Source organism: Mycolicibacterium alvei, from assembly GCF_010727325.1.
GTDB lineage: Bacteria > Actinomycetota > Actinomycetes > Mycobacteriales > Mycobacteriaceae > Mycobacterium > Mycobacterium alvei.
Window position 1 is genome coordinate 3,702,723 of record NZ_AP022565.1, and the last position, 26,865, is coordinate 3,729,587.

The following is a 26,865-nucleotide window of genomic DNA, read 5'->3' on the forward strand; positions in this document are numbered from 1 at the left end:
TTCCGATGCGGTGTCCAAATTAGTACGCGATGACTTTGGTCTGTAGATGCTGTTCGAATCCCTCGAGTCCGTTCTGCCTGCCGATGCCGCTCATCTTGTAGCCACCGAACGGTGCGTCGGCACCGTAGAAGATGGCGCCGTTGACGTTGATCGATCCGCTGCGAATGCGTCGGGCGACAGCCATCGCACGGTCGGGGTCGCCAAGGACGGTGCCCGCCAGCCCGTACATAGAGTCGTTGGCCATCGCGACGGCGCCGTCGTCTCCGCCGTCGTAGGGCGTGATCGTGATCACGGGGCCGAAGATCTCCTCCTTGAATACTCGGTGATCGGGGGCGACATCAGCGAGAATCGTTGGGGAGACGAAATATCCGCGATCTAAACCGTCGGGCTTGCCTCCGCCGACGGTGACCCTGGCGCCCTGTTGTTGGGCAACCTCGATGTAGCTGATCACGCGGTCACGCTGCTTGGCCGACACCAGCGGCCCACAGAAGTTAACCGGGTCGCTTGGGTCGCCGACAGTCACCGCGCCGAAAGCCGCCGTGGCCAATTCGACGGCTTCGTCATAGTGCTTGCGCGGCACCAGCATCCTGGTCATCAATGCGCAGCCCTGACCCGAGTGCATAAGCGCGCCAATGCATCCAGGCACGGTCTCGGCCAACGCGGCGTCCTCGAGCAACAGATAGACAGATTTGCCGCCCAGCTCTAGCAGGTTGCGCTTCATTGTCGGCGCGGTGAGTCGCTGGATCAGTTCGCCGACCACGGTCGAACCAGTGAACGAGATCATATCGACCCGCGGATCAGTAAGCAGACGCTGAGCGACCGCGTTGTCCGACGCGGTGACGACGTTAAACACGCCGGCGGGGATGTCGGTCTTCTCGGCGATGACGCGACCCCACCGCAGTGCGCTCCATGGCGTCTCGATCGGGGCCTTGAGCACCATCGTGTTCCCGGTGGCCAGGATTTGGCCCACCTTGTTGCTGATGATCTCAGTGGGGAAGTTCCACGGTGTGATGGCGCCGACGACACCCATGGCTTCCTTGACCACGACGCGCTGGTATGGCACACCCATCAACGCGGCCTCGTCGAGTTGGCGCTCCCAGGTGAACTCGGAAATGTACTGAGCGGGCCAGCGGATCGCATCGGTCAGCGGCCAGTCCAATTGCGCGATGTAGGTCATGCCCACAGGGGCGCCCGCTTCGGCAACCAATTCGGCCCGCATGTCCTCCTTCTCCAGCTGCAGCGCGTTATGCAACTGCATCAGGCAATGCTGGCGGAAATCGTGGTTGGTCGACCAGTCGGTGGTATCGAACGCGCGTCGCGCGGCTGCGATCGCCGCATCCATGTCCTGGGCGTCGGCATCGGCCGCTATACCGAGGACCTCTTCGGTGGACGGGTTCAGGTTGTCCGCAGTCCGGCCGCCGGCCGCCTCCCGCAGGTGGCCGTCAATGAACAGCCTGGTCTCGGGGTGGAATTGGACAGTAGTGGCGGCGACTGGCAAAGCTGTCATTGCGCTCCCTCTCGCAGAAGTCTCCGGTTAGGTTATGCTGCCAAACAGCGAACTGTCTATCTGGTAAAAGGTTTAACGAATTGCGTCTCAGGCTCGGCGTTATTTACAAATCGAGGGGCTTCGGGCACATGTACACCCCTTGTCGATCCCTTGACCGACCTGTTCACAGTGCGCCCACCGGTGACGGCTGAAGGATCGCGATCTCGACGTACGGCTCCGCGCAACTGGCCTAGGTGAGGGGCACTGTGCCATGTCATCAGTAGTTGTGGAGGTTGCTCAGTGGACGCTTCCGGCCTTCGGGCGCCGAAGGTGGCCGATCGTTTCGCCAACGAGTTGCGTCGGATGCTCATCGGCGGCGAGATAGCCGAGGGAACCATGCTGCCCCCGGAACCGGCACTCATGGAACACTACGGAGTGTCGAGACCGACGCTGCGGGAGGCGTTCCGCGTGTTGGAATCCGAGTCGCTGATCCAGATGTGCCGTGGGAGGAGTGGCGGTGCCCGCGTTACCCGCCCCCGGCGCGAAACCCTGGCGCGCTATGCGGGTCTGATCCTGGAGTACGAAGGGGTCACCGTCAAGGACGTCTGCGACGCCAGGGCCGCGCTTGAGGTGCCGATGGTCCAACATCTGACGATGAACCGCGACCCCCGGGTGATCACCGAACTCGAGCGCATCGTCGATCGTGAAGTGCAAATGAACCCCGGCGCCAGCGACCAACTCAGCGACTTCCACGCCGCGATCGCCCGGTTATCCGGCAACGACACCCTCCAGATCATCAGCCACATGCTGCGCCACATCATCGAGAAGACCAACCGCTCCATGCAAAGCGCCAAAGGGAAGCGCCTCGAGCAGGCGGTCCGTCGGTCAGTCAAGACCCACCGGATGGTGCTGAACGCGATCAGAGCCGGCGACGTCGCGGAAGCCGGTGAACTCTGGCGGCGGCACGTGCAGAACGGCGACGAATTCGTCTTGACGGCATCTGAGATGTCCGCGGCAGTGGACCTTCTCGAATGAAGCTAATGGCGCGTGGAAAAGTTGCGGCACTCGTTCGAAGACGTGCGCGGGATGGGCATACTGCGTCCCGCGAGGGTGGTCAGCTGGGATGACTGCAGTGGTGTCGGATGAGCTTGCCGCCTCAGTCCAAGCGGGCGGCGGCGTGGTAGGTGTGCAATCCAGAGCGAATTTGATCGAACATGTTGTATAAGAAAGAGTTTGGGCATATGGCCAGGATTTCACGTTCAATCGCGCCCTGTACCGGCACCGAGGACGCGTTTGGTCCCCCGGTCGGAGGCAGTGGTACAGGTGAGCATGGTCGCTGTTGAATGCTCTCACACTGCTGGCGCAACCTCTCCTACGCGGAGGCCCGCCTACCAGCTAGTAGTTTGACCCCTTAAACCTCCTGTCCTACGTTCACTTCAAGTTCAGAACAAATGCGCGAATTTTGCGGCCCCACTACATCTTCGAAGGAGAAATTCATGGCTGAAGCGGTCATCGTTGAGGCGGTGCGCTCGCCAGTAGGTAAGCGCAACGGCGCCCTGTCGGGGGTGCACCCGTCGGAGCTGTCGGCGCAGGTGCTAAATGCTCTGGTGCAACGCGCCGGCATCGATCCCGCCCTCGTTGACGATGTGATCTGGGGCTGCGTTATGCAGGTCGGTGAGCAGGCCCTCGATATCGCCCGCACTGCCGTGCTGACCGCTGGCTGGCCTGAGACCGTGCCTGGTGTCACCGTCGACCGACAGTGCGGTTCAAGCCAGCAGTCGCTGCATTTCGCCGTCGCCGGTGTGGTGGCCGGCCACTATGACGTCGTGGTCGCCGGTGGCGTTGAGTCGATGTCGCGTACCCCGATGGGCTCGTCGCTGGCCAACGGTGGACATCCACACCCGGAGCCCTTCCGCGCCCGCTATCGCCAGACCCCCAACCAGGGCACCGGCGCCGAAATGATCGCTCAGAAGTGGGGGCTGTCGCGCACCCAGCTCGACGAGTTCTCGCTGCGATCGCATGAAAAGGCTGCTGCCGCACAGGATTCTGGTGCCTTCAAGGACCAGATCGTTGGTATCAAGGACGAGGACGGCAACGTCGTGCTGGAGGACGGTGGTATCCGCCGCGGCGGCACTGTCGAGTCCATGGCCGCCATCAAGCCCGCTTTCAAGGAGAACGGTGTCATCCACGCGGGTAACTCCAGCCAGATCTCCGACGGCTCGGCGGCGTTATTGATTACCTCGGCGCAGAAGGCAAAAGAGCTTGGGCTCAAGCCGATTGCTAAGGTGCACACTGCGGTGCTAGCCGGCGCCGACCCGGTCATCATGCTGACCGCGCCGATCCCGGCCACCCAGAAGGCACTGGCCAAGTCCGGCCTCAGCGTCGATGCGATCGGCGCGTTCGAGGTCAACGAGGCGTTCGCTTCGGTGCCGCTGGCGTGGCTGAAGGAGATCGGCGCCAACGAGAGCACGCTCAACCCCAACGGCGGCGCCATCGCCCTCGGCCACCCGCTCGGTGGGTCTGGCGCGCGCATCCTCACCACGCTGCTTTACCATATGCGGGACAACAACATTCAGTACGGCCTGCAGACCATGTGTGAGGGTGGCGGCCAGGCCAACGCGACCATACTGGAACTGCTATAGCCGCCCGCATCTGCCGCTCGGCGCTCCATGGCGGAGACTGTGCAACCGCGCTGTGATGTTCGCCGGCTCTGCCGTTTCGCGAGGCGACAATGGCTGAGGTCGTAACGTTCATCCAAGGTATTTGTGCGGAGTCGGTCCCGCAGCCTAGCGGTCCGCTCCCTGGCGATTCACTGGGGATGGCCGCTCTGGTATGTGAGCGAGTGCGCCAGTACGGCGTTCGAGGGCGTCACCATTATCTGGCAACTACGTCAACTAGCATTGCTGCCCCCTTTGAAGGGTGAGCCGTCCCGGGCCGGCATCAAACCCGGCACGGTTCAGCCTTAGGTCGCGTTGCTCACGAGGTCGGCGCCGATCGCGACGATGACGTCGGCTTCGGTGACGCCGGTGCCAGTTCGTGCAGGATCAAGGTTCCGTCGCCCGGTACGTCGATGATGTACGGGTTGGTGAGCGGCAGGTGTGCGTGATCTTTGGGTTGCCTGCATGGGCAGTGTGTTCCGTCAGGATGATGACCTGGGCCGCGCCGTGGACGAGATCGACCGCACCGCCCATCCTCTAGACCACCTTGCCTGGCACCATCGAGCTGGCCAGATCGCCGGTCGTTGACACCTCAATGCCGTCCAGCACCGCGGTGTCGACGTGGCCACCGCGGATCACTCCGAACGACAGCGTCGAATCGAATTATGCCGCACCAAGATTGACGGTCCGTCTCCTCTCCAGTATTGATCAGGTTGGCGTCGACATGGTGATCGTCCGGATACGGACCCGTCCTGAGGACGCCGTCCTCGGAGTGCAGGGTGACGTTGTGTTGGGGAGTCGTCGCCGGAGTTCGAGTTTCCGAACGTCGACGGTGTAGATGGAGGTGAAGGTGCGGGGGCGGGGAGCCTTTGATAACTCACTGGTTGCCTTTGCCGCGCAGCACCTTTCGTCAGGAGGGCACGCGATCTTGCGGGGACATGGTAACGACCGTTGCGGGAAACGCGTCGATATCGGAAGCAATTTCCACAGCCTGGCGTCCGATTTCCTGATCCGTGAGCCAGTCCGGCTTGGCTACGTCGCGTGTCGATCGGCCGTTGACGTTGGAGGCGATCATCAGCTCACGGATGTGCACGCCGGATCCGCGGGATTCCTTGGCGAAGCCGCGGATCAGGGATCGCTGGGCTGCCTGGGCCATCGACATCGGGGCCATGTTTGGGAATACGACGTCGGCCATTCCGCCACCGATCGCCAGGTATACCGCATTCGGCTTCAGCAGTGGGAGGAGCACTTTCGCGGCGTTGAAGTGCAACCGCAAGTAGCGATCAAAGTAGTCGGCGATGCCGTCAAAGGTGCATTGGGCGAGGGGTTTGGCAGGCCATGGTGCGCCTATCGCGGTCACCACGGCGTCGAGCTGGTCAACGCCGGCGGTGTCGGCCAGGTCTCGGGTACTGGTTTCGGTCGCCAAATCGCCGACAAGTGTGGACAGTCGCGCGTCCGGGGTCTGTCGGCGAACCTCGTTGCTCACGTCGCGGAGATTTTCCGCCGAACGGCCGGCGCCAAATACCTGCCAGCCGGCCGCCGCAAACGTGCCCGTGACACCCCGGCCGACATCTCCCGCTGCGCCGATAACAAGTGCCTGCTTCACTGTCACATCTCCGTTCTGGGTTGTTGCCGTTGAGCGTCACCCACTACAAGGGCGGGAACCGTCCCAGTTCCGGGCACAGCCCCTTAGCGGGAAACCAACATGCCTATTTACGTCAGGCGGTTGTTAAGTTGTGGACGGGTTGTGGGTTTCGGACCGGGATGCCGAGGAGTCGGCGGGCGTTGTCGCCCATGAAGTCTCGGGTGCGTTGCGCGTCCATGCCTTCGGCGTACCGGTAGTAATCCTTGGGTTCGGCGAGTCCTTCGGGGTGTGGGTAGTCGGAGCCGAAGAGCACTCTGTCCCAGCCGACGCGGCTGACGACGTCTTCGACGGAGCCTTCCCAGAAGGGGCTGACCCAGATGTTGCGGCGGAACACCTCCAAGGGGTGTTCGTCGAAGGCTTGGGGCATCTTGGCGTACATGCTCTCGAAGTCCTCGAACAGCTGACGGATCCAGGCGCTGCCATTCTCGACACTGGCGATCCGCAGTTTCGGGAAGCGGGTCAAGGTGCCATGGCAGATGAGACTGACGACCATGTCGGAGATCTCGCGGTGGCCCAGCACCATCCACCGGAAGGCGCCCATCTCGAAGAAGCTGCCCGAGCCTGCCGGCTCCCACCGGCTGACGTAGCTATCCAGTGGGGGTTGGCTGGCGTGCAGCACGACCGGGATGCCGGCCTGCTCGACATCGCTCCAGAACGGGTCAAACTCGGGCAGCGCCGGCGAGCGCCAACCCCGGTAGCCCTTGACCGGCGCCGGCTTCATCAACACCGCCTTGGCCCCGTTGTCCAGCACGTACTCCAGCTCGCGGCGGGCGTCATCGACCAGGGCCGCGGTGATGACCGGGGTCATGTAGAGCCGATTGTCGTAGGTGTAGCCCCAGGTTTCGAGCATCCACTGGTTGAGCGCGTGGATTATCGCGACGACCAGTTCGGGATCTTCGGCTGCGGAATGCTCGACGAGGTTGGCCAGCGTCGGGTAGACCAGCGCTTCGTCCACGCCGTGGGCATTCATCATTTCAATCCGGGCGGCGGGGTTGCGGAATGCCGGGATGGAATCGATCGGTTCGCCGGTCATCTCCCGCAGGCTCAGCCCTTCGGGGTTGTCTCCGGCATAGAACTTCTCGTGCGCGCCGGGCGCTGCGACGCGATCGAACGTGGGGTTCGGGATGAAGTCGGTGATCTTACCGAGAATGGAGATCCGGGTGTGCCGCCCAATCTGGACGAATTGCACCGCCTTGCGGAACCGTTCGGGCAGGTGCTTGGTCAGCGCATCCGGTGTCTCGTACATGTGCTGGTCGGCATCGAAAATCGGGGCGTCGGTGAACTTATCCACGTGTCTTCCACCTCAAAGTTTGGTCGGTTGTTTACGTGACACTAGAACTAGTTGACAAAAACGTCAATCCGCTTCAGCACGTCCGTGAACAGGATTTATGTGCGCATCGGGCCAGCTGCTATAAGGCCTTAACGGATAAGTTGACAAAAACGTCAGCCGATGGCCTACCATGGGCGAGGCTGTGCTGCCAGGTTGCGCGAAACACGAATGATGGGGAAGTCCATGCCAAATCCTTTCGAGCCCGAGTTGCTCATTGAGGCTCACGGCGCGGTGCGCGTCGTCACACTGAACCGGCCGGAGGCGCTCAACGCCACGAACGAGGCGCTGCACGGTGCTTTGCAGGCGGTGTGGGGCCACCTGGCCCAAGATGCCGATGCCCGCGCGGTCGTGCTCACGGGGGCCGGTCGGGCATTCAGCGCTGGCGGCGATTTCGAACACTTTGTGGAGTTGTGGGATGACCGACCGCGGCGTCGGCGGGAGATCGACGGGGCGCGGCGGCTGTTGACTGAGATGGTGGACTTCCCGTTGCCGGTGGTCGCCGCGGTCAATGGTCCGGCGGTCGGGTTGGGCTGCAATCTGGCGGTGCTCAGCGACATCGTGCTCATCGCGGAGAGCGCCTACATTTCCGACCCGCATGTCAGTGTTGGGCTGACCGCCGCCGACGGCGGGGCGCCGACGTGGCCGCTGTTGATGAGCATGCTGCGTGCCAAGGAGTACCTGCTGACCAGCGAGCGGATCCCCGCCGAACAGGCCGTCGCGCTCGGCCTGGCCAACCGGGTGGTCCCCGATGCCGAGCTCTTGAAGCAGGCCCTGGCGGTCGCGCAGAAAATTGCCAGTCTGCCGCCCCAAGCAGTGCAGAGCACCAAACGAGCCTTGAATATGCACATCAAACGCGCCGTGGCGGGGGTGCTGGAGTACGCGCTGTCCGAGGAATTCGACTCGTTCGAAACCGTGGAACATCAGGCGTTGGTCACCAGCTTCCTGCAGCGTGCGAAAGCCAAGGCAACGCAGGCAAAGTCGCCGTCATGACAACTGGTTCGCCGATCGTCGCCGAGCAGTCGATCTTCACCGATGACTTGTGGGCCTACCGGCACGCGGTGCGCAGCTACATCACCGCCGAGCCGGCATTGCAGCGGTGGTGCGGGACTCACTATCGCTCGACCGAAGAACACATGTCCGAGCATGCGGCACTGATGGCGCAGCTCTTTGCTAGCGGCTGGAGCCGGTACGGGTGGCCGCAAGCGGCCGGCGGTTTCGGTGGCGATGAGCGTCACCGTGCGGTGCTCTACGACGAACTCAGCGCGGCCGGGGTCGACGTGCCCGAGCAGCAGATGTTGCTGGAGACGCTGGGACCGGCGGTGCTGCGTTTCGCCCCGGCGTTGGCGTCCGAGTTCCTGCCGGCCTATCTTTCCGGCGAGGAATGGTGGTCGCAGTCATTCTCTGAGCCTGACGCTGGCAGTGACCTCGCCGGGCTGCGCTGCCGCGCGCGCCGCGACGGCGACACCTACGTCGTGTCCGGTCAAAAGATCTGGACCAGCCATGGCGCCACTGCCCGCCGCCTGATCTGCCTTTTGCGGACCGGCACATTGGAGAGTCGCCACCGTGGCCTGACGATGATCATGGTCGACACCGATACCCCTGGCGTCTCGATCCGCCCGATCGCATTGGCGAGCGGGCAGAACGAGCTGTCCGAAGTGTTTTTCGACGACGCCGTAGTGCCTGCGTCACGGCTGGTCGGTGCCGAGGGTCAAGGCTGGCAGGTCGCGATGTTCCTGTTGCAGTTCGAACGCGCGATGTATGCCTGGCTCAGCGCCACTGTCGCCGCCCGCAAGCTGCGAGAGCTGCGGGAGACCCTGGCGGAACTGCCGGACGGCGGTGTGCGCCGACTGGGCGAGTGTTACGCCGACATTGTCACCCTCAAGGCACGCAGCGCCCAAACCGTACGCCGGCTCGCCGCGGGTGAAGCGGTGGGGCCGGAGGCCAGCGTGGACAAGATCTTGTTGGCGACCGCGGAGACCGGGCTACACGACTTGGCGCGTGATTTGTTGCCCCACGAGTTCCTGTTTGGCGACGGACCCGTGGCGGGACACTGGCGCGACGACTGGTGGTACAGCAGAGCCTCGACCATCATGGGAGGGTCCGCTGAGGTTCAGCGCGGCATCATCGCAGATCGCGTTCTTGGACTTCCCAAGGAGACGAGCTCGTGAACGCCCGCACGGGTGCAGGTTTCGACGCCGCAACACGCGCCGAGATCACCGAATCACTGCGGCAGATGTTCGATCGGCGCAGTGCCGGACAGGATCTGGCACCGCTGCTCGCCAACCTGGGGTGGGCTGAGGTTCTTGCCGAGGATCCTGCCGCCGCGCTCACCGCGCTGTTCACCGAACACGGTCGGGCACTGGCTAACTCGAGGGCCCTCGATGACGTGGTCCTCGCCGAGCTGCCCGCATCCGTCGCCGTTGGCCGCCGCCGCGCCGTCATCTACCCGCATCCTTTGGACGGGCAGTTCAGTATGAGCCGGAACCAACCCCTGCGCGGGTTGGCGCTAGGGCCTCTCGACGGCACACAGGACGCAGTGATTCCGACGACACTTGACGGCGGCGCGGTCGCGCTCCTGCTGGTGCGGACCGACGAGTTGACGCTGTCAGAGGACCCGATCCGAGGCTTCGACAACGCACTCGGATGGCGGACGGTGACCGGTCCGTACCCGGCGCGTGCAGACGCGGTTCCGGCGGGCACGACATGGGATCGTGCGGTGGCGGCCGGACGGCGTGCGCTCGCAGCCGAGATCCTCGGAGTATGTGAGGCCGCGTTGGAACTGGTGCTCGCACACGCGACCGCCCGGGTCCAGTTCAGTCGGCCGATCGGCTCATTTCAGGCGGTCCGCCACCGACTCGCCGAAGGCTACGTCGCCATGGCTGGTGCCCGGTCGGTGCTCGACAACGCCTACGCCGTTATGGGCAGTGACGGTGCCCCATGGGCGGCACTCGTCGCCAAGATGCGCGCCGGCCAGGCCCAAGCCGTCCTGATGCGCCACGCCGTTCAGGTGTCCGGGGCGATCGGCCTGACTGGGGAAAGTGACATCCACCGCTACGTCGAGCGGGCCGCGGCCCTGGACGCGCTGCTCGGGGGACACCAGGCGTTGACCGAAGTGATCGGCAGTGCGGTGCTCGACAGCCAGGAAATCGACGCGGCATTCGAGCTGCTATGACCGCATCAACGACCCGAAAGGTAGGTGAGACGACAGTGCCGAGCGTCGCAGCGCCAGTAGATCTGGAATTGTTCGCCGATGCGGCGCGACAGTTCCTCCGGGACAACGCCGAGCGCCGATCTGACCAGGCTGCGGCCGTGGAGTGGGGTGTGGGACCGGATCGGATCGCCTATTTCAGCAGCGATCCGCCGGAGATCGATCATGCCAACGTGGCGGCAGCCCGCGCGTGGCAGCGCCGGCGCTACGACGCCGGCTTCGGTTGGATCACTGGTCCCCGCGAGTATGGCGGCTGCGGTTTGACCGCAGTCCACGACCTGGTCTACGACGGCATCGAAGCGCAGTACGAAGTCCCTGACACCGGTGTGCTCGCGGTCATCGGCTTGGGCATGATCGGCCCGACGATCCTGGCCCATGCCCGCGATCACATCAAGGACCGCTACCTGCCGGCCATGTACTCCGGGGAAGTCATCGCCTGTCAACTGTTCAGCGAACCGGCCGCCGGATCGGACCTGGCCAGCGTCCAGACTAAAGCCGTTCCCGACGGGGACGGGTGGGTCCTCAACGGACAGAAGGTCTGGACATCGATCGCCCAGCACGCGCAGATCGGAATGGCGTTGTGCCGCACCGATTCCGAGGCCCCCAAGCACAAGGGGATCACCGCGTTTCTCGTGGACATGTCGGCTCCCGGCGTCGAGGTGCGCCCGTTGCGACAGATGACCGGCGGCGCAGACTTCAACGAAGTCTTCCTCACCGACGTGCGGGTGCCGGACGATCACCGCCTCGGCGCGGTGAACGACGGCTGGCGTGTCGCACTGACCACACTGATGAACGAACGCGCCACCGTCGGCGGTGAGGGCTCCGACTCGGTAACCCGCGCACTCTCACAACCCTTCCTGGCCAAACTGATGGACGTCAATGGCCGCCTCGACGATGGCGCGCTGCGTCGCGAACTGGCCAAGCTACTCGCGGATCTGACCGCCAGCCAGTACCTCAACCACCAGGCATCGCGACGGCTACAGTCCGGCCGGGATCCCGGCCCTGAGGGGTCGGTCTCCAAATTGATGTTCGCCCAAAATCTCACGCGGGCAGCACATTTCGCCGCCGAGGTGCTCGGACCGAAACTTGGTGCGGATACCGGCGAGTGGGGCACCTACGCATGGTCGGAACTGCTGTTGTCGGTCCCGGCACTGCGGATCCTCGGCGGCACCGAAGAGATCATGAAAAACATCCTCGGCGAGCGGGTGCTGGGCCTGCCCAAAGAGCCGACGTCAGGCAAGGACAACCCACGATGACGGACACCATGAGCCAGGACGACCTCGCCGAGCTGCGGAGCAGCGTCCGCGACTTCCTGGCCGCGAAGTCCCCCGAGGACCGGCTGCGGTCGGCAATGGAGTCGGCTCGCGGCTGGGATCCCGTGGTGTGGTCGCAGCTGACCAGTCAGCTCGGCGTCCAGGCGATGGCGATACCGGTTGACTACGGCGGCGATGGGTGTGGGTTCCGCGAGCTACGTGTGGTACTCGAGGAGATGGGGCGCGCATTGCTGCCGTCCCCGTTCTTCTCGACCGTGGTGCTGGCGAGTTCAGCGTTGCTCGCTTCCGGGGATGCCGCCGCGTGCGCGACCTACCTGCCGCGGATCGCCGCGGGGGAGCTCACCGCGACGGTCGCGGTGGCCGAGACCGATGGCCTTTGGCGGACCGATGCGCTCCACACCCGGGCCGTCCCCGCGGAGAACAACTGGACTGTCAGTGGCCGCAAAATGTTCGTCGTGGACGGTGCCACCGCCGACCTGATCCTGGTCGTTGCCGCCACCGAGGCCGGCCCGGGCCTGTTCGCTGTCGAGGCCGAACAGGCGGGTCTGACCAGGCACCCTATGACCACACTGGACATGACCCGGCACCAGGCCGTCGTGTCGTTCGACCACACCCCGGCCGTGCTGGTCGGCGAACCAGGCCAGGCCGCGGCACTGATTGAACATGTTCTGGATCTGGCCATGACCGGGTTGGCCGCCGAACAGTGCGGTGCCGCCCGCGCCTGCCTAGAGGCGGCGACTGACTACGCCCGGGAACGCACCCAGTTCGGCCGCCCGATCGGCAGCTTTCAGGCCGTCAAACACAAGTGCGCCGACATGCTGGTGAGGGTCTCACTGGCCGACTCTGCGTCCCTTGAAGCGGCGGATGCCGCCGATGGCGTCCCCGATGCACCGCGCCTGGGAGTTGCTGCCGCGGTGGCGCATTCGGTGTGTTCGGAGGCGCTGATGTTCGTGGCCTCGGAGAACATTCAGGTGCACGGCGGGATCGGATTCACCTGGGAGCACCCCGCCCACTTGTACTTTCGGCGGGCTAAGGCATCCCAACTGTGCTTCGGCGGCCCCGCGGTCTACCACGAACGAGTCCTGCAGGCGTTCGGCATCTAACCGCGGGGCCGCCGTCGCCTGGCGCTATCGCCCGACGAACACCGCCTTCTCGCGGGCCAGGTTGGCGGCGATCCCGATCTTGCTGTCCTCGGTGGCCCACAGCTTCCGTTGTTCGGCCAGCTCTCGGTCCAGCACTGCTCGGACCTGGCTGACCAGGGGTGCCCGTAGAGTTTGCCGGATCGACTGCACCGCAAGCGGTGCGGCCGCAGCGATCTCGACGGCCCAGATCAGAGCCTCGTCCCGGACGTCCTCTTCCGGTACCAGTCTGTCAACCAACCCGATCTCGAAGGCGTATTGACCGTTGATGCGTCGGCTGGTGTAGAGCAGGTCCATGGCGTGCTGGGAACCGACGATGCCGGGCAGGGTCACGCTCAGCCCAAAGCCGTGATGAAATCCCAGCTTTGAGAAGTTGGCGTGAAAACGGCTCGATGGCGCGGCGACGCGGAAGTCGGCTGCGCACGCCAGACCGAGGCCGCCCCCGACAGCCGAACCCTGAACCGCGGCGATGATCGGCACCGGGACGTCGAACAACCGAACCGCCTCCCGGTACAGCAGCTCTGAGAAGCGCGCCCGGTCGTCGTCCATCTCGCCCTGGGCGAAGTTGGCTCCGGCGCAGAAATGCTTGCCGTCTGAGCATAATACGATGGCGCGCGTCCCTTGGGCGTGCACCTTGGCGGCGGCATCCACGATCTCGCCGATGAGCTGGCGATCGAAGTAATTCGCCGGAGGCCGGGTGATTTCGATGATGCTGACCTGGCCTGCGGTGCTCACATTAATATCCTGTGCCACTTCATACTCCGATCGTTGATCCCACGGCCGTGACGGCTGTGGTGATGTCACCGATGCGACCCATCGCCGCACCGAGCCGGGCGTTCATGGTTGCCTCGTCGCCGAAGTCGCCGCGCCAGGTCTGCAGGCGTCGGGTGAACAGTTGCAGGCCGTATTCCTGCGTGACGCCGATGGCCCCGTGCGCCTGATGTGCGGCACGCGCCGCCAGCCCGGCATTGCGGCTGGCCAATGACTTCGTCGCGATGATCTCGAAAGTTCCCGCGCCGGTCTGTGCCGCAGTACCCGCGCGCTCGACGGACAACGTGGTCAGGGCGGATGCCTGTGCCAGCTCAACGACGTGAGCCTGAACGGACTGGAACTTGCCGATCGGGCGGCCGAACTGTTCACGTTGTCCGACATAGGTTGTGGTCAGCTCGAACGCTCCGGTGATTGCCCCGGCTATCTGGGCGGATCGCAGCAGTGCGCCACGCAGCAGCACGTCGTCGGCGCCGATATCGGCCGGGTAGAAGTCGATCTCGATTCCGGTGGCGGTGATGGCGTCGCGGGGCATCCCCGCCAGATCCGCACCGGCAGCCACTTGCAACCGGCCGGCGTCGATGAGCACCACCCCGGTCGGTAGCGCCGCCACCACGCTGGTGGCGCCGCGCACCCAGGGCACGTGTGCCGCGGTGCCCGTCAACCGGCCACCGTCCAGGTACAGGCCGCTGGGATCGGGGACGACGGTCATCGGGCCGGCCGGTACCTCGGCGCCGGCGCGGGCCAGCAGCCATGCGGCCAGGCTGGTCTCGGCCAGCGGCAGGGGTACCGCGTGGCGGCCGGTGCCTTCCAGCACCGCGAGCAGATCCAGCAATGAGCCACCTGAGCCGCCGTGCTCCTCACCGACCCCGACCAGCGGCAAGCCGAGCTCTGCCACCGACTGCCACAAGGCGGCGGTCATGCCGTCGCGCTCCACTGCGCCGACGACGTCGGCGGTGAAGGTCTGGGAGAAGTAGTCCCTGACCAGCCCGATGAGCTGGGGGTCGCGTTGGTTGGTGGTCATGACGCGATCAGCGCCTTGGCAATGATGTTGCGCATGATCTCGGTGGTCCCGCCCCGGATGGTGAACGACGGCCCGGTCAGTACCGCCCTGGCGAGCAGGGATTCGTACGGGTCCGGTGACGAGAGTTCCGGTGTGCGGCCGAAGTGCCTGAGCACGATCTCGATACACTCCTGTTCGAAACGGGTGGCCATTTCCTTGGCCAATGCGGCCTCGACCGTCGGCGATTCGCCGCGGTCCACTGCTCGTGCGATCGACAACGACAGGCCGTGGAATGCCCAGGCACGCGCCGCCACCGATCCAAGTTCTGCCTGCGCCCAACCGGGTGCGGCGCCATGTAGCGTGCCGGCCCAGTGATTCAGCACCGGCATCACCGACATCCACCGGTCGACCCCGCCGCGCTCGAGGACCAGTTCGGCGGTGTTCTGCCCCCAACCGGCACCCACCTCACCCAGCAGCCGGGAGTCGGGCACGAAGACGTCCTCGAACGCCACTTCGCAGAAATGGCGGGTGCCGTCGATGAAGGTGATCTTCGAGGGCGTAAGCCCGTCGGCGTGGCGGTCCACAATGAACTGGGTCAATCCGCGATACCGGTCCTCCGAGGTGCGAAACAACCCCAACACATGGGTCGCCTCGGCGGCACCGGAGGTCCAGATCTTGGTCCCGTTGAGCAGCCACCCGTCGTCGACCTTGACTGCTCGGGTGCGCACGGCGGCGAGGTCTGAGCCGGCGTCGGGTTCGCTCATGCCGATCGCGAACGAGAGCTCGCCGCTGGCGATGCCGGGAAGAAAGGACTGCTTCTGCTCCTCGGTGCCGTTCGCGGCGATGTTGGGACCTGATTGACGGTCGGCGACCCAGTGCCAGCCCACCGGTGCGCCGACTGCCAGTAGCTCCTCGACGACGATGAGCCGTTCCACTGCGGTGCGTCCGCCGCCGCCGTATTCCTTCGGCAGGGCCATGCCGAGCCAGCCGCGCGCACCCAGGTCGCGGGAGAAGGCGGGATCGCTGGCGGCGGCGAAACCCAAGCCGACGTCATAGCCGCCCGGTGGTAGACGTTCGGCCAGGAAGGCCCGGACCTCGTCGCGCAACCGCTGTTCGTCTGTGCTGAGTTCGGTCGCTTCGAGTCTCATCGGGTCATCACCGCACCATCACCAGACCGCCATCGACGCCCAGGACCTGCCCGGTCATGTAGGTGGCCTCGTCGGAGGCCAGGAACACGTAGGTGCCGGCGATCTCCTCCGGCTCGGCCCACCGCTTCAACGGAATACGTTGCAGGTAGTTGTCATTGAGCTTGTCGTTGTTGCGCAGCCCTTCGGTCATCGGGGTCGCCGCGGCCGGGGCGACCGCGTTGACCACGATGTTGTAGCCGGCGAGTTCCCGGGCAGCTGACCGCGTCATGCCCAGCAGCGCCGCCTTGGCCGACGCGTAGTTGATCTGCCCGATGGTTCCATTGAGGCCGGCCGAGGACGTCGTAAAGATGATGGAACCCTTCCTGGTTTCCTGCATGCCCGGCACCACCGCCTGCAGCCAGTAGAAGGCTCCGTTGAGGTGGATGTCCAGGACGGTCGACCATTGCTCGTCGGTCATCTTCCACAACATCGCCGGGCGGGTCAGGCCCGCGTTGCTTACCAGCACGCTGATGGTGCCCAGTTCGGCGGCGATGCATGCCGCGGCGTCGTTGACCGCGGCACGCTGCGAGACGTCACACGCAACGGCGATGGCGGTGCCGCCGGAGGCAGTGATCTCCGCGGCCACGTTCTGCGCGGTATCGGTGTTGATATCCACGACAGCGACCCGTGCGCCCTCGGCGGCGTAGCGGATGGCGATCGCCCGGCCGAGTCCCTGGCCGGCGCCGGTCACCACGGCGACGCGACCGGTCAGTCGTGCGGTAGTGGTCATGTGCTTCCTCCTGTGGGGGTGTGTGAGGCTGACTGCGGCGGGGTGCCGGAGTCGGGGTCGTAGAGGGCGGCGACCTCGCGCAGGCTCACCTTGAGCGACGGGGTGCGCGGCAGCTGATCGACGATCCGGACGTGCACCGGGATGTGATGTGCTGGAAGCCGTTGCCGCAGATGAGTTTTCAGCTCATCGACGCTGGGTGCCGGGGTGCCGGGATGGAGCTCGGCGGCCGCGAACGGAACTTCACCCAGGCGCCAATCTGGCACCGCGACCACGGCTGCGTCCCGGACCGCCGGGTGATCTACCAGAGCAGTGACGACGGTCTCCGGCAGTACCTTGAATCCGCCACGGTTGATGGCGCCGTCGGCGCGGCCGTGCAGCGTGACAAAGCCATCGGCATCGATCGAAGCGAGATCGGTGGTCCGAATCCAGTCTGGATTGACCAGCGGGACGCGGGCCTCGAGGAGCCCTTGCTGGCCGTCGGGTACTGGTGTTCCGGCGGACGGATCGACGATACGTACCTCGGTGCCGGCCGTGGGCCGGCCTGATGCCGCCGGTTTCGCGTGGCCGAATTTTGCATACAGGTCCGGTGTCCAAGCCAGCACGGTGCCTGCGAATTCGGTTGCGCCGTAAGCCCATAGCACGGGAATGCCGTAGGTCTTCTCGAACAGCTGGCGAGCTTCGGGCTCCAACGGGCCAGAACCACCGAACAGGAACTTCAACGAAGCGAGATCGTCCGGCGGTACCCGCGCTTCCAACACCATCCGCACTACGGCGGGCTGCACACCTACGTACGGCATCTGGTAGCGCTTGATTGCGCTGACCCAATCGTCGACTGTGAACTTCTCCAGCAGGACGAGTCGCTTGCCGCTGTATATGGCGCCGACGAGTTGAGCGATACCGCCGATCCCGGCGAAAGGCCAGAACACCAGTTCCGGTGCCGCGTTGCCGTTACTAGGCGACAGCGCCGTGGCACTGAGCACCGCGCGCTGCAGCGCCGCGATAGGCAAACTGATGCGCTTGGGTGGGCCGGTGGTGCCGCTGGTCAGGACACCGATGGCGGGTTGCCTGGGCGTTGCGGTATCCCGTGCGTTGCCGCGGCCGGACAGTTCGGATAGGAGCGCTGCCCGCTCGCCGGCCGATTGCACCGCGATGCCGATCGATCCGGCCCGTCCAGCCGCCGTCATCACTGGCGCGGTCCAGTCCTCACGGTCGGCGATCACCACCGCGGGCCTCATCGCCTCGATGTCCGCCGCAATGGCAGTCGGCGACTGGAACGCGTAAATGAGTGAAAACGACCGGTGTTGTGCCAGCAGCCCGATGATCGCGGCGGCGTGTTGTGGTCGATTTCGCACCACCAGCGCGATCTCGTTGCGCTCACCGACGCCGGCCTCTCCGATGAGGTCGTCGATTCTATCGACGTAATCGGTGAGATCGTTGCCGCGCAACCACGCACCGCCGAACTCGATAACGGGTGCCGAGCCGTAGGCGCGGAGCCGACTACGCAGCATGGGCGCAAGACTGTGCTCACTGCCTGTGCCATCCGAATCGTGCGGGGTGTGCATCAGAGCGTCCTCGGGTGCGTCATTGTTGACACCGAGCCGTACCCGCCGCCGTGGGCGTTGCGCGCCGATCGGCGCTGTGGTTCACCACCACTATCGGTCTCCGTTCATCAGGGCCGCGGGTCAGAAGTAGAGACGGGTGATGGACTCCGCGACGCAGACCGGTTTATCGCCGCCCTCGCGCTCCACTGTGGCCAGCCAGGTCACCTGGATGCCGTCGGGTACGTCTTCGACGTTGGCGACGCCGAGCCGCACCCGCACCCGGGAATCGACCGGAAGGGGTGCGGGGAAGCGAACTTTGTTGAGGCCGTAGTTCACCCCCATCCGTTTGTTGGCCACTTCGAACACGTCGTTCATCAGCGGCGGCAGCAGCGAGAGGGTGAGGTATCCGTGGGCGATCGGCGCGCCGAAAGGCCCTTTGGAGGCTTTCTCTGGGTCGACGTGGATCCACTGGTGGTCGTTGGTGGCGTCGGCGAACAGGTTGATGCGATCCTGATCGACGTCCAACCACCCGCTGATACCGATTTCCTGGCCGATCAGCGAGCGCAATTCGTCTGGGCCCTCTATTTTTCGCACGATCCATCCTTCGTTGAATTGGTGTGGGTAGTTGCGGTGATGACGCAAGGGGGAGCGCCGGGGCGTGGGGCGCACCGGCCAACATCGAACCGATCGAAATAAGGTGGAGGATTATGATGCTCTAGACGATTAATGACGACGGCTGGTGCGACATCGCCGCCAACGACCCGAGGCAGGGGGGTATATCCATGACGGCAGCGTCTTTTGGTGCTGTTCGGGTTCCCAAGGCCGCCGAGTTGGTGGCGGCCAGCCTGCGGGGCCAGATCATCACTGGTGAGCTTCCCGTGGACGCGCTGCTGCCCGCTGAAGCGGTGTTGATGGAGCAGTTTGACGTCAGCCGGCCCACCCTGCGTGAAGCGTTCCGCATCCTGGAGTCCGAGGCGTTGATCGTGGTGCGGCGCGGCGCTCTGGGCGGCGCACGGGTCAAACCGCCCGACGGCGTCATGGCGGCACGGCATCTGGGATACCTGCTGCAGTATCGCGGCACCACGATGGCCGATGTCTACCGCGCTCGCAGCGCGCTGGAGCGACCGCTGGGCGAGGCGGTGGCACGAGATAAGCGCCGCCAGACCGTGTCCCGGCTCAGCGAGGCGATCGCTGAGGCGACCCCGCACATCACGAACCCGGTCGAGTACGCGTGCCACGACATCGACTTTCACCTGCTGGTGGCCGAACTCGCCGGCAACGAGACCGTCCGCACCACTGTCGAGGTGCTCTACCACATCTTGTTGCCGGCGCGAAACCGGTACGTCGAGGCGCTGGCGCCCAGTGAGCTGGGCATCGAGTACGGCGAAGTCCATCGCACGCATGCGTATTTCGTGACGCTGATCAAACGCCGCGACACCGACGCCGCGATCGACCTGTGGAACAAGCACCTCGACGAGATCGAGCATCATTACACCGCGCGCCCGTTGGCCAAGACGGTGGTGGAGATGCTCGGCTGATTCGCCGGCGGACACGCCGAGGTGGATGGTCGTCGGGCGCGGGCTCATCCGATGATCTCTCGCACCACGTCGTAGTTTGCGGCGAGCACCAGATCGGTAAGTCGGGCGAGCTCGTGGTCGGGATTGCCCAACAGATGTTGCGAGGCGGTCATGCGTTTCAGGTAGAGCTGCACCTCATGCTCCCAGGTCAGGGCGAGCCCACCGTGAATCTGCATCGCGGTCCGGACTGCCTGCCAGTTCGCCTCGTGCGCGCAGACTGCGGCGACGGCGACCGACACCGGGGTCGTCCCCGGTGTCTGGTCGAGGTGGTCAAACGAGCCTTCTACGGCGGCGGTCGCGGCCTGCACGGCCACAAACAGATCGGCGCAGCGGTGCTTGATGGTCTGAAATGAGCCGATCGGCCGGCCGAACTGAACCCGCGCTTTGGCGTACTCGACCGACATGTCCAGCAGCCGTTGAGCCCCTCCGACCGCATCGGCGGCGATCGCCAAGCGCACGAGGTCTTGCAGCCGGGCCTGCAACGCCGCGGCGCTGTCGAGATCACCCAGCGCAACCCCGGGTGCGGAGGTGAAGGTGACCGCGGCCACCGGCCGGGCTACATCCACCGAGTGAAGCGCAGCTATGTGCACGCCAGCGTCGTGCCGGTCGACTACGAACAGCCCAGGGCCAGTGTCTGTTTCGGCGGCTACGATCAGCCAATCCGCCACGTCGGCTTCCAGCACGGCCGGGTACGCGCCGGTGAGTTGCCAGAACTGCCCATCGCGTGCGGCGCGCAGCGCAGTGTCGCCCGACGGGCTCACCGCAAGCGCCACCCGCGCCCGTCCCGCGGCGATGCCCCTGAGCAGCTCGGCGAAATGTTTCTCGGCGCCGGCCCAGCGGATCGCCGTCGGCGCAAGCACGGCGGTCGACAGATACGGGGCCGGTAGCAGACATCGGCCGGCCTCCATGAGAAAAATGGCCAGGCCTGCCGCACCTACGTCACCGCCGCCGTACTCCTCAGGTGTCGCCAGTCCGAACATCCCCAGCTCTGCGAGACTCCCGTGCAGAGCTGGATCGTCGCGGCGGCCCGATTCGGCCAATATCCGGGTCTGGTCCAGTGGGGCCAACTGTTCCAGGGCGTCACGGACCCAGGTCCGGAACTGCATGCGGTCCGCATCAGTCAGCAAGGGCATGGCCCCTCCTCCACATCAAAGCTCCATATTGGATTCGTCGTTGAATAGATTACTATCCTCTATATGATTAATTGCAACACCCGGGGAGTGGACCGGTGACCGCGCCTGGACCCGCCGAGACACCCGGGTTCCGTGACGAGGTCAGGGCGTTTCTGCACGACAACCTTCCCGCAGAATGGGAAGGCGTCGGCGCGCTGCCCGGGACCCGGCGCCGTGATTTCGTCGACCGATGGCGGGGTCTGTGCGCTAAGGCTGGAATGCTCGGCGTGACGTGGCCGGTGGAGTACGGCGGGCGGGGTCTGACCAAACTCGACCACCTGGTGGTGGTCGAGGAGTTCTCCCGTGCCAAAGTGCCGGTCGGAACCCCAGGTGACACCCTGTCAATGAAGCTGTTGGGAAACACGTTGGCGGCGTGGGGAACCCATGAGCAAAAGTTGCGATTCCTGCCCCGCATCATCAGTGGCGAGGACATCTGGTGCCAGGGCTACTCCGAGCCCGAGGCGGGCTCAGACCTGGCCAGTTTGCGGACTCGTGCCCGTCGCGACGGTAATCAATGGCACATCGACGGCCAGAAGATCTGGACCTCCAATGCGCTGAACGCCAATTGGATGTTCCTGCTGGCGCGAACCGACCCGGATGCGCCGAAGTCCAAGGGCATCAGCATGCTGCTGATGCCCATGGACCAACCCGGTGTTGACGTCCGGCCGATCACCATGCTCAACGACACCCAGGACTTCTGCGAAGTCTTCCTCACTGACGCCCGCACCTCGGCCGACCTGGTCGTCGGGGAGGTCAACAATGGCTGGGCGGTGGCCAATTCGCTGCTGAGCCATGAACGTGGCGAGGAAGCGGCGGTCAACCCGATCCTGTTCGCCCACGAACTGGAACGCGTCTTCGCGCTGGCAAAAGAACGCGGCGCTGACTGCCAGCCGATCACCCGGGAACGGCTCGGACGGGCCTATCTTGGCGTTGCGGTGATGAAAGCGTTGGGGGACAAGATCCTGGCGGCGTATATGCGCGACGGGTCGCTGGGGCCTGAGGCGTCCGTGGCCAAGCTCTACTGGAGCGAGTATCACCAGAACACCACACGGCTGGCCGTCGACATCCTTGGCAGGGACGCCTTGGTCTGGGACGGGGATACGCCCATGCGATGGTTCCGCGCCGACGATGCTGGCGCTCCTAATGATTCCAGCTCCTGGCTGTCGGTACATCTATGCAACGCGATGGCTGGCACCATCTACGCCGGAACCTCGGAGATCCAACGCAACATCATCGCCGAACGCATCCTCGGACTACCCCGCGAGACGCGTGCAGTGTGAGCCGACCTAGGGGCGCAACGACTCGGCCAACACCATAGGATTGTGAAATTCCGTCCACGACCTGATCAGGCCGTCATCGAATTCGAACACTGCGATATAGGTGTTCTGATAGGGCTTTCCGGTGCCGCGGGCGACGAAGTCACCGTGATACCGGGCCACGACAGTCTTGCCGTCGGTAGCGGGAAACACCTCGTCGAGCAGCAGCGGATGCGGATCGAACAACGCAGCCACCCCCGCGAATAGTTGCCGGACACCGCGCTGGCCGCGGATGTGGGACCAGAACCCGGTGCGTTCATCCTGGAACGGCAGCCGCACTTCGATCTCCTCGGCGAACAGCGCCATCGCGGTGTCGAACTCACCCGCTGAGAAGTGGTGCAGCAGGGTTGCCACCGCGTCAGCGCGGCCGGCATCGGCGGCGTCCGCCATACAGGTCTCCTTGTGTCGAAGGGCGCTCGGCTGCGACCGCGACCGGACCGTCGTGGAGCGGCGGCATCGTTCGGTGGGCACCCGAGCGCCGTGCCCACGGCACGACCTTAGCGGTAGTTGACACAAACGCCAAGTAATTTTGACAGAAACGCCAAGCTGGATAAACGGCGTGTGAACTGCGCTGATGCCGCGCGCATGTGCGGACTTTGGAGAGATGCCTGATCCAGTCAGCGGCGGCCGTGGAGTACCATCATCGGACGATATGACGGCCTCACGAAACCGCGACGGGACTGTGGACCTACAGCACAACGACACCCCTATGAGTCCTCGCGCACTGCAAACGCGGGACTCAATTCTGGAGGCGGCCCGCAGCCTGTTCCTCAGTCGCGGCTACGGCGGCACCCGCATCAACGACATCACCGACAAGTGCGGTATATCCCGCGCCGGCTTCTACACCTATTTTAAGGACAAGGCCGAGGTCTTCTCCGCACTGGGCCAGGACGCCTACCGCGACGCGCAGACCGTAGTCAGGGCATGGGAGACGCTCGGCGCTCATCCAGCGCTGGACGAGATCAAGTCATGGGTGAGCGCCTACTTCGCCTACATGGATATCCACGGCGCGTTCGTCCTGTCGTCGAGCAGTTGGTCCTTCAGCAGCAATGCCTTCCGGGAGGGGGCGCGTCGGATGGAGATGCACGTGGCCGCCCCGCTGGGGCGCGCGCTGCAAGCGCGCCGACGCGTGCCAACTTCGTCAACGGAAACGCTGGGACTGGCAGTTCTCGCCCTGCTGGACCGTGCGTGGTACTTCGTGCGACCGGAAGGCCTGCCGGTGGAGGACGACGACATGGTCACTACAGTCGCCTCGCTCATCATGGCTGTCCTCGCCGACACCTCGCCTACGACCGAATCGAGGCGACCCGTCGAGACGACGCCGTCGGCACAACGGTTCGACATAGCCCCGCTGCCCGAGCCCGCTGTCACAACCGCCCCGCCGCAGCGGACGTCGACCGCCCTCTTACGTTCCGGCGGTGATGTGGGAATGACGATGGGCGACATCGTCATCGACAACGCCAACCGCTTTCCCGACGTTGCCGCCTACCGACTCGGATCCCGATTTGTCAGCCATCGCCAACTGCGCGACCACGGCGTGAGACTGGCGTCGGCAATGGCCGAGCAGGGGCTGCGCCGACAAGACCGCATCGCCGTGCTCGGCCGCAACAGCATCGAATACGGTCAGCTCTTCGCCGCCAGCCAGCTGAGCGGAATCATCATGGCAACGATCAACTTTCGGCTCTCCCCACCTGAAATCCTCGACGCCCTGCACAGGGTCACCCCGTCCATCGTGTTCTGCGACGACGAATTCGCCCCCATCGTCAGCCAGCTCGCGCCCCAGCTGAGCGGGGTCCGGCAGATCGTCAGCCTCGGTACCGCCCCCGCGCCGGGGATGACGCGATTCGATGCCTTCATCGCCCAGGGTGTCCCCGATGAACTCCCGTTTTCCGCCCGATCTGATGACATCGCCTGCCTGCTGTTCACCAGCGGCACCACCGGCCCCTCCAAGTGCTGCATGCTCGGACATCGCGAACTGCGCCGGATCGCCTTCACGGCCAACGTAGAGATGCGCACCGGCTCCGACGACCGCGGGCTGATCAACATGCCGATGTTCCACTTCGGCGCGCTGGCCATCATCAGCGCCCTGCACTCCCGCGGCGGAACCGCGGTGCTCCAACCGCAATTCGATACTGCAGAAGCCCTCCGGCTGGTCACCGATGAGCGCATTAGCCTGCTCCATCTCGCCCCGGTGATGCTCCAGGGACTCCTGGACGAACGCGGTGCCCACCAGGTGCTCGGCCAGGTGCGCACCGTTGTCTATTCGGCCGCGCCGATGTCGCCACCTACCCTGCGTCAGGCATTGGAGACCATGCCGCACACCGGATTCCTGAATCTCTACGGGCAGACCGAAGCCATCGTCTCGGGGCTACCGCGCGAACTACATTCGCTCGACACCCCCGAGGCTGAGCGCAGGCTGGGGTCTGTCGGATTTCCGTTTCCTGGTGTCTCGGTACGCATCATCGACGACAACGGTCTCGACGTCCCACCCGGGCAGCCGGGTGAAATCCTTGTTCAGTCGGACTCGCTGTTCCGCGGCTACTGGAACGATCAACCGGCCACGCTGGCAACGTTGAAGGACGGATGGTGCCATACCGGTGACGTCGGGCGCATGGATGAGTACGGGCTGCTGTACTTGGTCGACCGGAAAAAGGACGTGATCATCAGCGGCGGGGAAAATGTGTACTCCCCAGAGGTCGAGGACGCGTTGCGCGGCCTTGACGAGGTGATGGACTGCGCAGTGGTCGGCGCGCCGGACTCCCGGTGGGGTGAAGCCGTCACCGCCGTCGTTGTGCTGCGGCCGGACGCGCAGCTGACCCTGGACCGCGTCCAGGAGCGCCTGCGGGACACGCTGGCGCGGTACAAGGTTCCGCGCCGCCTCGCCATAGTCGACGAACTGCCCGTCCTGCCCAGTGGCAAGATCGACAAGAAACGCATTCGGGAGACCGTCGCCGACTTGTAACGCACGCAACAAGACCAACACGGAGCAGCAATGACGTGGCCAACCGGACCGCCTATTGTTGTTCCGGCTAGAAGTGACAGTACGAGTGATTGTCAGGCCGGCGCGTTCCGGAATCAGCCAAGCCGCGTTCCGGAGTCAAAAAGTCGACCGATAGTGATTAGCTACGTCGGGGTTTTCAACAGGTCCGGCCAACAGTTCTCAGGCCGTTCATCACTGTGGGTATTTCTCAGTCGGCGTAAGACTTCGCAATACCATAACGGGACCAATGCACTTTGGGGCTACCTAACGCCAGCATTGCCGTCAATCTGACTCCGCTAACAGCGGCGTTAGATCCTCGGCAATGTTGCCCAGCTCGTCGAGATTGAACAACGCGTCAAGGGAGCGTTCGACGCGCGTTGCGGGCAGTGCGAATTGGGCGTACCTGCGGTATTTGGCCTTCAGCTGGTCGTCGGTCATCCTCGTGTCCTCTGACCACGGGTCACCCCAGACATAATCACAGCTTTCGCGAAACTCTTGGCCGCGCGCACTGATCTGCACCTCGTTGGGGATCCTCGTGAAGCGCCCCGTCGCCAGCATCTGTTCGGCGATCGCCTGTCGGCTATCCGGGTGAGCTTCGATGGAGACTTTGCTGGCGAAGGTGAGGTAGCGCGGGTCGCGGATGCTGTCCTCGTCCTGCCAAGAAGGACCTAAGTCAGATCCGTAGGCTGCGGCTCCCAGCGCCATCGGGATACTGAACTGCAAATCCGACGGTGTCTGGGGCGCGTAGATGGGGCCCAGCCAGTCCACGCCGCGGTCGAAAGTCCGGACCACCACGTGATCGATGTCCTCAGGGCGCAGTCCGTGCCGTGACACCAAGGTATTGAACAGCGCGATCGCCGGGTGGCCATAGCGGCAGGCCGAATAGGGTTTGAACGAGGTTCGTGACACCTGCCAGATATCGCCCAGTCCGGTCAGCAGGCGGTCCCGGTCAAGGCCCAACGCACCGAAGGCACGCCAAAACTCCTCCGCCGCGTCGAAGATGTCTTTCTCGGCGTCGAAGCCCTTATGGGCGAGTTGCGCGGCCAGCACCCCATTGATGCCCATCGAGCTGACGGGGGAATACTTCAGCATGTGTTTGCCCGGCCGCTGTATCGGCGCGAAGAATTGACCGGTCTCGATCGGCGCCATCCAGCCCGCCAGGCCAAACGCGTTGTTGTATTGGCGAGGCGTGAAGTTCAACAGCTTGCCTACCGTGCCCGCGACGCAGAATCCGTACCACCCGAGACATCCCGGAACCACTTCGATGTCGCCAGGTGTCACCCGGATGAATTCCAGTGCACCACCGACCCGGCAGCCCACTTCGAAACCTAGGGCCACCGCTGTGATTAACGCTCTACCCGATAGGCCCAAACTTTCGGCGAAAGCGAGGCCGGAGAATACTGGCGCAACGCCGGGGTGGCTGAAACTCAAGTAAGTGTCGTCGGCGTCGAGATAGTTACCCAGGTACATGTTGGCGGCGGTGGTGGCAGCGGGAGAAGCCTTGACTGTGGTGCCCATTACGGTCGCCCCATCGCCGATGCCCGGGCCGCCCATCTCGGCGGCAACGGCGGCAACGATCCGTCCTGCCTCATGGTTGCGGGCACCAAGCGCGCATCCGATGGTGTCGGCGATCAGCCGTTTAGTGTCGTGCACGACTTGGGCCGGGAGATTCTCGAATTTGACGTCCCGGATCAGCCCGATGAGCTGACTGGTGGCTGTGGCGTCAGTGACCATGGCATGTGCCCTCTCGCTGTTGTGCGCCTACGACAGGCGTGATGAACCGTGGGGAGATCGATGCATGTCACTGCAAGCTGGCCGAATTCGCCTCATTATCAACGGTATCTGCGTGGGT

22 protein-coding genes and 2 pseudogenes are annotated in these 26,865 nt (G+C 64.6%); 11 read left to right on the top strand and 13 right to left on the bottom strand.

Going from position 1 to position 26,865, the window contains the following annotated elements; all coding sequences use genetic code 11:
* Positions 1–19 precede the first annotated feature (19 nt).
* Positions 20–1,507, bottom strand: a complete 1,488-nt coding sequence (locus G6N44_RS17620; protein ID WP_163666095.1) for an aldehyde dehydrogenase family protein — start codon at positions 1,505–1,507, stop codon at positions 20–22.
* Positions 1,508–1,849: 342 nt separating this feature from the next.
* Between G6N44_RS17620 and G6N44_RS17625 the strand changes: the two genes are divergently transcribed.
* Together G6N44_RS17625 and G6N44_RS17630 are read left to right on the top strand one after the other, a co-directional pair.
* Positions 1,850–2,521: a FadR/GntR family transcriptional regulator gene (locus tag G6N44_RS17625; protein WP_407666179.1), complete on the top strand. Its 672-nt coding sequence runs from the start codon at positions 1,850–1,852 to the stop codon at positions 2,519–2,521.
* A gap of 461 nt (positions 2,522–2,982) precedes the next feature.
* On the top strand, positions 2,983–4,128 hold the full coding sequence (locus tag G6N44_RS17630) for a thiolase family protein (RefSeq protein ID WP_163670087.1): 1,146 nt from the start codon (positions 2,983–2,985) through the stop codon (positions 4,126–4,128).
* 320 nt (positions 4,129–4,448) lie between these two features.
* Here G6N44_RS17630 and G6N44_RS29560 read toward each other — a convergent pair.
* The 3 genes and pseudogenes from G6N44_RS29560 to G6N44_RS17640 form a co-directional block, all read right to left on the bottom strand.
* Positions 4,449–4,930 (bottom strand): annotated as a pseudogene (locus G6N44_RS29560) (CoA-transferase); the annotation flags it as partial.
* Between the two features lie 123 nt (positions 4,931–5,053).
* The gene (locus G6N44_RS17635; RefSeq protein ID WP_163666099.1) at positions 5,054–5,749 is read right to left on the bottom strand and encodes an SDR family oxidoreductase; all 696 of its coding nucleotides are present in this window, start codon (positions 5,747–5,749) and stop codon (positions 5,054–5,056) included.
* Between the two features lie 112 nt (positions 5,750–5,861).
* Positions 5,862–7,079, bottom strand: a complete 1,218-nt coding sequence (locus tag G6N44_RS17640; protein WP_163666101.1) for an amidohydrolase family protein — start codon at positions 7,077–7,079, stop codon at positions 5,862–5,864.
* Between the two features lie 222 nt (positions 7,080–7,301).
* Between G6N44_RS17640 and G6N44_RS17645 the strand changes: the two genes are divergently transcribed.
* Genes G6N44_RS17645 through G6N44_RS17665 form a run of 5 tightly spaced genes read left to right on the top strand, consistent with a single transcriptional unit; the run spans position 7,302 to position 12,703 of the window.
* Positions 7,302–8,108, top strand: a complete 807-nt coding sequence (locus G6N44_RS17645; protein ID WP_163666103.1) for an enoyl-CoA hydratase/isomerase family protein — start codon at positions 7,302–7,304, stop codon at positions 8,106–8,108.
* A complete protein-coding gene (locus G6N44_RS17650; protein WP_163666105.1) occupies positions 8,105–9,286 on the top strand; it encodes an acyl-CoA dehydrogenase family protein in 1,182 nt (393 codons plus the stop codon). The genes G6N44_RS17645 and G6N44_RS17650 overlap by 4 nt, the downstream gene beginning before the upstream one ends.
* The gene (locus G6N44_RS17655) at positions 9,283–10,290 is read left to right on the top strand and encodes an acyl-CoA dehydrogenase family protein (protein ID WP_197907466.1); all 1,008 of its coding nucleotides are present in this window, start codon (positions 9,283–9,285) and stop codon (positions 10,288–10,290) included. Before G6N44_RS17650 ends, G6N44_RS17655 begins: the two co-directional genes overlap by 4 nt.
* 35 nt (positions 10,291–10,325) lie before the next feature.
* Positions 10,326–11,582: an acyl-CoA dehydrogenase family protein gene (locus G6N44_RS17660; protein ID WP_235682763.1), complete on the top strand. Its 1,257-nt coding sequence runs from the start codon at positions 10,326–10,328 to the stop codon at positions 11,580–11,582.
* Entirely contained in the window at positions 11,579–12,703 is a 1,125-nt protein-coding gene (locus tag G6N44_RS17665) for an acyl-CoA dehydrogenase family protein (RefSeq protein ID WP_163666108.1), read from the top strand. The genes G6N44_RS17660 and G6N44_RS17665 overlap by 4 nt, the downstream gene beginning before the upstream one ends.
* A 24-nt stretch (positions 12,704–12,727) precedes the next feature.
* On the opposite strand, the gene G6N44_RS17670 is transcribed toward G6N44_RS17665, so the two are convergent.
* The 6 genes from G6N44_RS17670 to G6N44_RS17695 form a co-directional block, all read right to left on the bottom strand.
* Complete coding sequence (locus tag G6N44_RS17670; RefSeq protein ID WP_235682765.1) at positions 12,728–13,474, bottom strand: enoyl-CoA hydratase/isomerase family protein; 747 nt, start codon at positions 13,472–13,474, stop codon at positions 12,728–12,730.
* Positions 13,475–13,493: 19 nt separating this feature from the next.
* Complete coding sequence (locus G6N44_RS17675) at positions 13,494–14,531, bottom strand: acyl-CoA dehydrogenase family protein (protein WP_163666112.1); 1,038 nt, start codon at positions 14,529–14,531, stop codon at positions 13,494–13,496.
* A complete protein-coding gene (locus tag G6N44_RS17680) occupies positions 14,528–15,658 on the bottom strand; it encodes an acyl-CoA dehydrogenase family protein (RefSeq protein ID WP_163666114.1) in 1,131 nt (376 codons plus the stop codon). The genes G6N44_RS17675 and G6N44_RS17680 overlap by 4 nt, the downstream gene beginning before the upstream one ends.
* Positions 15,659–15,665: 7 nt before the next feature.
* Positions 15,666–16,427 (bottom strand): SDR family NAD(P)-dependent oxidoreductase, encoded by a 762-nt coding sequence (locus tag G6N44_RS17685; RefSeq protein ID WP_163666116.1) that lies wholly within the window; start codon positions 16,425–16,427, stop codon positions 15,666–15,668.
* Positions 16,424–17,935, bottom strand: coding sequence for an ANL family adenylate-forming protein (locus G6N44_RS17690; RefSeq protein WP_163666118.1), 1,512 nt, complete (start codon positions 17,933–17,935; stop codon positions 16,424–16,426). Before G6N44_RS17690 ends, G6N44_RS17685 begins: the two co-directional genes overlap by 4 nt.
* A gap of 174 nt (positions 17,936–18,109) precedes the next feature.
* Complete coding sequence (locus tag G6N44_RS17695) at positions 18,110–18,562, bottom strand: MaoC family dehydratase (protein WP_163666120.1); 453 nt, start codon at positions 18,560–18,562, stop codon at positions 18,110–18,112.
* A 188-nt stretch (positions 18,563–18,750) separates the two neighbouring features.
* Between G6N44_RS17695 and G6N44_RS17700 the strand changes: the two genes are divergently transcribed.
* Positions 18,751–19,506 carry a FadR/GntR family transcriptional regulator gene (locus G6N44_RS17700; RefSeq protein WP_163666122.1) on the top strand — a complete coding sequence of 252 codons (756 nt, stop codon included), beginning with the start codon at positions 18,751–18,753 and terminating at the stop codon, positions 19,504–19,506.
* 44 nt (positions 19,507–19,550) lie between these two features.
* On the opposite strand, the gene G6N44_RS17705 is transcribed toward G6N44_RS17700, so the two are convergent.
* Positions 19,551–20,678 carry an acyl-CoA dehydrogenase family protein gene (locus G6N44_RS17705; RefSeq protein WP_163666124.1) on the bottom strand — a complete coding sequence of 376 codons (1,128 nt, stop codon included), beginning with the start codon at positions 20,676–20,678 and terminating at the stop codon, positions 19,551–19,553.
* 95 nt (positions 20,679–20,773) lie between these two features.
* Here G6N44_RS17705 and G6N44_RS17710 point away from each other — a divergent pair, with 95 nt between their 5' ends.
* Complete coding sequence (locus G6N44_RS17710) at positions 20,774–21,997, top strand: acyl-CoA dehydrogenase family protein (protein ID WP_163666125.1); 1,224 nt, start codon at positions 20,774–20,776, stop codon at positions 21,995–21,997.
* A 6-nt stretch (positions 21,998–22,003) separates the two neighbouring features.
* Here the strand turns inward: G6N44_RS17710 and G6N44_RS17715 are convergent, their stop codons facing one another.
* Positions 22,004–22,423, bottom strand: coding sequence for a nuclear transport factor 2 family protein (locus G6N44_RS17715; protein ID WP_163666127.1), 420 nt, complete (start codon positions 22,421–22,423; stop codon positions 22,004–22,006).
* Between the two features lie 319 nt (positions 22,424–22,742).
* On the opposite strand from G6N44_RS17715, the pseudogene G6N44_RS29895 reads away from it, so the two are divergent.
* Together G6N44_RS29895 and G6N44_RS17720 are read left to right on the top strand one after the other, a co-directional pair.
* A pseudogene (locus tag G6N44_RS29895) lies at positions 22,743–22,856 on the top strand (TetR family transcriptional regulator); the annotation flags it as partial.
* A 606-nt stretch (positions 22,857–23,462) separates the two neighbouring features.
* Positions 23,463–24,995, top strand: a complete 1,533-nt coding sequence (locus G6N44_RS17720; protein ID WP_235683103.1) for an AMP-binding protein — start codon at positions 23,463–23,465, stop codon at positions 24,993–24,995.
* Positions 24,996–25,295: 300 nt separating this feature from the next.
* Here the strand turns inward: G6N44_RS17720 and G6N44_RS17725 are convergent, their stop codons facing one another.
* Positions 25,296–26,747, bottom strand: a complete 1,452-nt coding sequence (locus G6N44_RS17725) for an MmgE/PrpD family protein (RefSeq protein ID WP_163666131.1) — start codon at positions 26,745–26,747, stop codon at positions 25,296–25,298.
* Between the last annotated feature and the right edge of the window lie 118 nt (positions 26,748–26,865).

Excerpts from the sequence above, each read along its gene's own strand:
- G6N44_RS17690 (WP_163666118.1), bottom strand. The coding sequence starts at position 17,935 with ATGCTGCGTAGTCGGCTCCGCGCCTACGGCTCGGCACCCGTTATCGAG.
- G6N44_RS17620 (WP_163666095.1), bottom strand. The coding sequence starts at position 1,507 with ATGACAGCTTTGCCAGTCGCCGCCACTACTGTCCAATTCCACCCCGAG.
- G6N44_RS17650 (WP_163666105.1), top strand. The coding sequence starts at position 8,105 with ATGACAACTGGTTCGCCGATCGTCGCCGAGCAGTCGATCTTCACCGAT.
- G6N44_RS17625 (WP_407666179.1), top strand. The coding sequence starts at position 1,850 with ATGCTCATCGGCGGCGAGATAGCCGAGGGAACCATGCTGCCCCCGGAA.
- G6N44_RS17630 (WP_163670087.1), top strand. The coding sequence starts at position 2,983 with ATGGCTGAAGCGGTCATCGTTGAGGCGGTGCGCTCGCCAGTAGGTAAG.
- G6N44_RS17645 (WP_163666103.1), top strand. The coding sequence starts at position 7,302 with ATGCCAAATCCTTTCGAGCCCGAGTTGCTCATTGAGGCTCACGGCGCG.
- G6N44_RS17680 (WP_163666114.1), bottom strand. The coding sequence starts at position 15,658 with ATGAGACTCGAAGCGACCGAACTCAGCACAGACGAACAGCGGTTGCGC.
- G6N44_RS17700 (WP_163666122.1), top strand. The coding sequence starts at position 18,751 with ATGACGGCAGCGTCTTTTGGTGCTGTTCGGGTTCCCAAGGCCGCCGAG.
- G6N44_RS17725 (WP_163666131.1), bottom strand. The coding sequence starts at position 26,747 with ATGGTCACTGACGCCACAGCCACCAGTCAGCTCATCGGGCTGATCCGG.
- G6N44_RS17705 (WP_163666124.1), bottom strand. The coding sequence starts at position 20,678 with ATGCCCTTGCTGACTGATGCGGACCGCATGCAGTTCCGGACCTGGGTC.
- G6N44_RS17665 (WP_163666108.1), top strand. The coding sequence starts at position 11,579 with ATGACGGACACCATGAGCCAGGACGACCTCGCCGAGCTGCGGAGCAGC.
- G6N44_RS17715 (WP_163666127.1), bottom strand. The coding sequence starts at position 22,423 with ATGGCGGACGCCGCCGATGCCGGCCGCGCTGACGCGGTGGCAACCCTG.
- G6N44_RS17675 (WP_163666112.1), bottom strand. The coding sequence starts at position 14,531 with ATGACCACCAACCAACGCGACCCCCAGCTCATCGGGCTGGTCAGGGAC.
- G6N44_RS17720 (WP_235683103.1), top strand. The coding sequence starts at position 23,463 with ATGACGATGGGCGACATCGTCATCGACAACGCCAACCGCTTTCCCGAC.
- G6N44_RS17685 (WP_163666116.1), bottom strand. The coding sequence starts at position 16,427 with ATGACCACTACCGCACGACTGACCGGTCGCGTCGCCGTGGTGACCGGC.